This window comes from Mesorhizobium sp. M7A.F.Ca.ET.027.03.2.1, assembly GCF_003999175.1.
In the GTDB taxonomy this organism is placed as follows: Bacteria; Pseudomonadota; Alphaproteobacteria; order Rhizobiales; family Rhizobiaceae; genus Mesorhizobium.
In genome coordinates this window covers 1-2,993 of record NZ_RZOM01000778.1, presented here as the reverse complement: position 1 = coordinate 2,993, position 2,993 = coordinate 1, and the positions used below count along the sequence as shown (strand labels likewise).

Here is a 2,993-nt window from a genome sequence, read left to right as displayed (position 1 = left end):
GCAGCGGACAATGGGAACCCTTGCAGCCTGAACTGGTGGTGGAGGTCCGCTTCGACCACGTTACCGGCAATCGGTTCCGCCACGGCACCAAACTGCTGCGCTGGCGCCCCGACAAGGCGCCACGGCAATGCACGTTTGAGCAGATCGAATAGAACGCTCCTGGAAGATCGCTTCCACGATTTATTGTGACGAAGGAACCAACTCGGGATTCACCGGTTCGGACACCATCCACCGGAGCTACCCCGACATGCCAAATGCAGCAGAAATTCTCATCGATACGCTCGTCGCCTGGGACGTGGAGGTGGTGTTCGGCTTGCCGGGAGACGGCATAAACGGCGTCATGGAAGCGTTGCGGACGCGGCGCGACAAGATTGCCTTCGTTCAGGTCCGGCATGAAGAGTCGGCTGCCTTCATGGCATGTGCGTATGCCAAGTGGACAGGAAAGCTGGGCGTGTGCCTTGCGACGTCCGGTCCCGGCGGAACACATCTTCTGACCGGCCTCTATGACGCCAAGCTCGACCAGGCTCCGGTGCTGGCGATTACGGGCATGCAGTTCCACGATCTGATCGAGACGTTCACGCAACAGGATGTCGATCTGACGCGCGTGTTCCACGATGTCTCCGTTTACAATGCACATGTCGCCGACGCCGCGCATATGGAAAACGTCGCCAGCCTTGCCTGCCCAACCGCACTGGCGCGCAAGGGCGTCGCCCATCTTTCGATTGCCAGCGACATCCAGGAGCAGGAGAGCGATCCGTCGAAGCGCTCCAAGCGCAATCGCCCGGCGCACACGCCGCAGGATATGTTCGCCGGTCACAGCGTACCGCTGGAGGTTGAGCTCGACAAAGCCGCCGCCATTCTCAATGACGCTTCGCGGGTTGCGATCCTGGCCGGACGCGGCGCCATCGGCGCGGCCGCCGAACTCGAACACACGGCGCGCCTGTTGCAGGCGCCTGTCGCGAAGGCCTTGCTGGGCAAGGCGGTGCTGCCGGACGACCATCCTTACACCACCGGCGGGATCGGCATTCTTGGAACCCTGGCTTCGCAAGAGGCGATGGAGAGCTGTGACGCGGTGCTGATTGTCGGTTCGACCTTTCCCTATATCGAATACTACCCGCAGCCCGGGCAGGCCCGTGGCGTCCAGATCGACAGCGATGCGCAGCGGATCGGCTTGCGCTTTCCGGTCGAGGCCGGCCTTGTCGGCGACGCGGCCGAGACATTGCGCGCGCTCAACCAACGTCTGACGCAGAAGCCCTCCGATGAATTCCTGCACCGTTCCCAGGAGACCATGAGAAAATGGCGCGAGATGATGCGGCAGTCGGAAGACATGCAGGCGCAACCCTTGAAGCCACAAGCGATTGCCCGGGCGTTCGGACAAAGATTGGCCGACGACACAGTGCTGGCCACGGATTCCGGTCAGAACACGGAGTTGGCCGCACGCCATGTCGATCTTCGCAGCGGCCAGGCATTCGGGGTGTCCGGATCGCTGGCGTCGATGGCTTGCGGTCTCGCCTACGCCATCGCTGCCGGCATCGCGTTCCCCGGTCGACCGATTGCCGCCATCGTCGGGGATGGCGGCTTTGCCATGCAGCTTGGCGAATTCTCGACGGCGGTGCGCTACAAGATCCCGCTGAAGGTTCTGGTGATCAAGAACAACATGCTCAATCAGATCGCCTGGGAGCAGATGATGTTTCTGGGCAATCCGCAATTCGGTTGCGAATTGCAGCCGATCGATTTTGCCATGGCGGCGGAAGCAATGGGCGCAAAGGGTTTTCGCATCGAGCGGGCCGATCAGATCGAGACGGTTCTCGACCAGGCTTTCGCCACGCAAGGCCCAGTCGTGATCGAAGCGCTGGTAGATGCGTATGAGCCGCTGATGCCGCCCAAAATGCCGGCAGACTACGCCAAGAACTTCCGCCAGGCCCTGCCGCGGACGCCGGGACACGAACGCATAGAAGAAAACATCGCCCGGGAGCCGGCGAAATCGATGATGGACGCCTAGAGGCACGGAGGTGAGAACAGCGCCTCAGTGGCTTCAATCTGGATCTTTCTGGATCTTTCCAGATGAACCGGAGCTCCGGTGCTCTTCCGGCTGACGGATGCGGATCATGAGCTTCGACGCGCTCTTTTCGACCTCGATCTGCTATGGCAACGGCGCCCCGCAAGCCGGTTGGACACTGGCGCTTCCCATCACATTGCCGCTCCTGGCAGTCGTGTCGCTCTATACAGCGGGCGCCAGCCGACTGTGGCGACGGAGCGGACGCGGACGTCGCTTGCGATCACGGCAGGACTTCCAGTTTGCTGCCGGCTGGGCCGTCCTGGCGTTCGCCCTTGTAAGCCCGATCCATCCGTTGGGCGAACATGTGTTTGCGGCGCACATGATCGAGCATGAATTGCTGATGGCGGTCGCAGCGCCTCTGCTGGTTGCCTCCCGCCCGACAGCGGCGATGATGTGGGCACTGCCGGTACAGCTGCGCCAGATATTCGGAGCGGCCGGACATGCAAATACGCTTCGGGCGATCTGGTCGTTCATCAGCCGCCCTGTGGTCGCGACCGTCCTGCACGGAGCCGCGATATGGATTTGGCATGTCCCGGCGCTGTTCGAGGCTGCCCTCCAGCAGGGTTTCCTGCACTATGCCCAGCATGCGAGCTTCCTCGGTACCGGGCTTTTGTACTGGTGGGTGCTGCTGCCTCGCCCTGGCCGCGAGCACGCTTGCGGCAATGCGGTGATGCATCTCTTCTTCACCTCGCTCCACACCGGGCTGCTCGGGGTTTTGCTCGTCGTCTCGCCAAAGCTGTGGTATCCGGCTAATGCCGTCGGCTCGGATCTGTGGGGGCTCAGCCCGCTCGAGGACCAGCAACTTGCAGGCTTGATCATGTGGATTCCCGCTGGCCTGATCTATGGCGGAGCCGCACTGCTCTCGGTCGCTTTCTGGATTCAAACGAGCAGCCGGCGGCATCAGGCTCCCCAGGAGTTGCGCATCGTCTAACCC

The 2,993-nt window shown here is 62.2% G+C and carries 2 protein-coding genes and 1 pseudogene; all 3 read left to right on the top strand.

Annotated elements, in window-relative coordinates; genetic code table 11:
- Positions 1-152, top strand: a pseudogene (locus EN750_RS41000) (ATP-dependent DNA ligase); the annotation flags it as partial.
- Positions 153-247: 95 nt separating this feature from the next.
- Positions 248-2,002 (top strand): thiamine pyrophosphate-dependent enzyme, encoded by a 1,755-nt coding sequence (locus tag EN750_RS26660; protein ID WP_127398401.1) that lies wholly within the window; start codon positions 248-250, stop codon positions 2,000-2,002.
- Positions 2,003-2,108: 106 nt separating this feature from the next.
- Entirely contained in the window at positions 2,109-2,990 is an 882-nt protein-coding gene (locus tag EN750_RS26655; RefSeq protein ID WP_127398399.1) for a cytochrome c oxidase assembly protein, read from the top strand.
- The last annotated feature ends 3 nt before the right edge of the window (positions 2,991-2,993 follow it).

Excerpts from the sequence above, each read along its gene's own strand:
- EN750_RS26660 (WP_127398401.1), top strand. The coding sequence starts at position 248 with ATGCCAAATGCAGCAGAAATTCTCATCGATACGCTCGTCGCCTGGGAC.
- EN750_RS26655 (WP_127398399.1), top strand. The coding sequence starts at position 2,109 with ATGAGCTTCGACGCGCTCTTTTCGACCTCGATCTGCTATGGCAACGGC.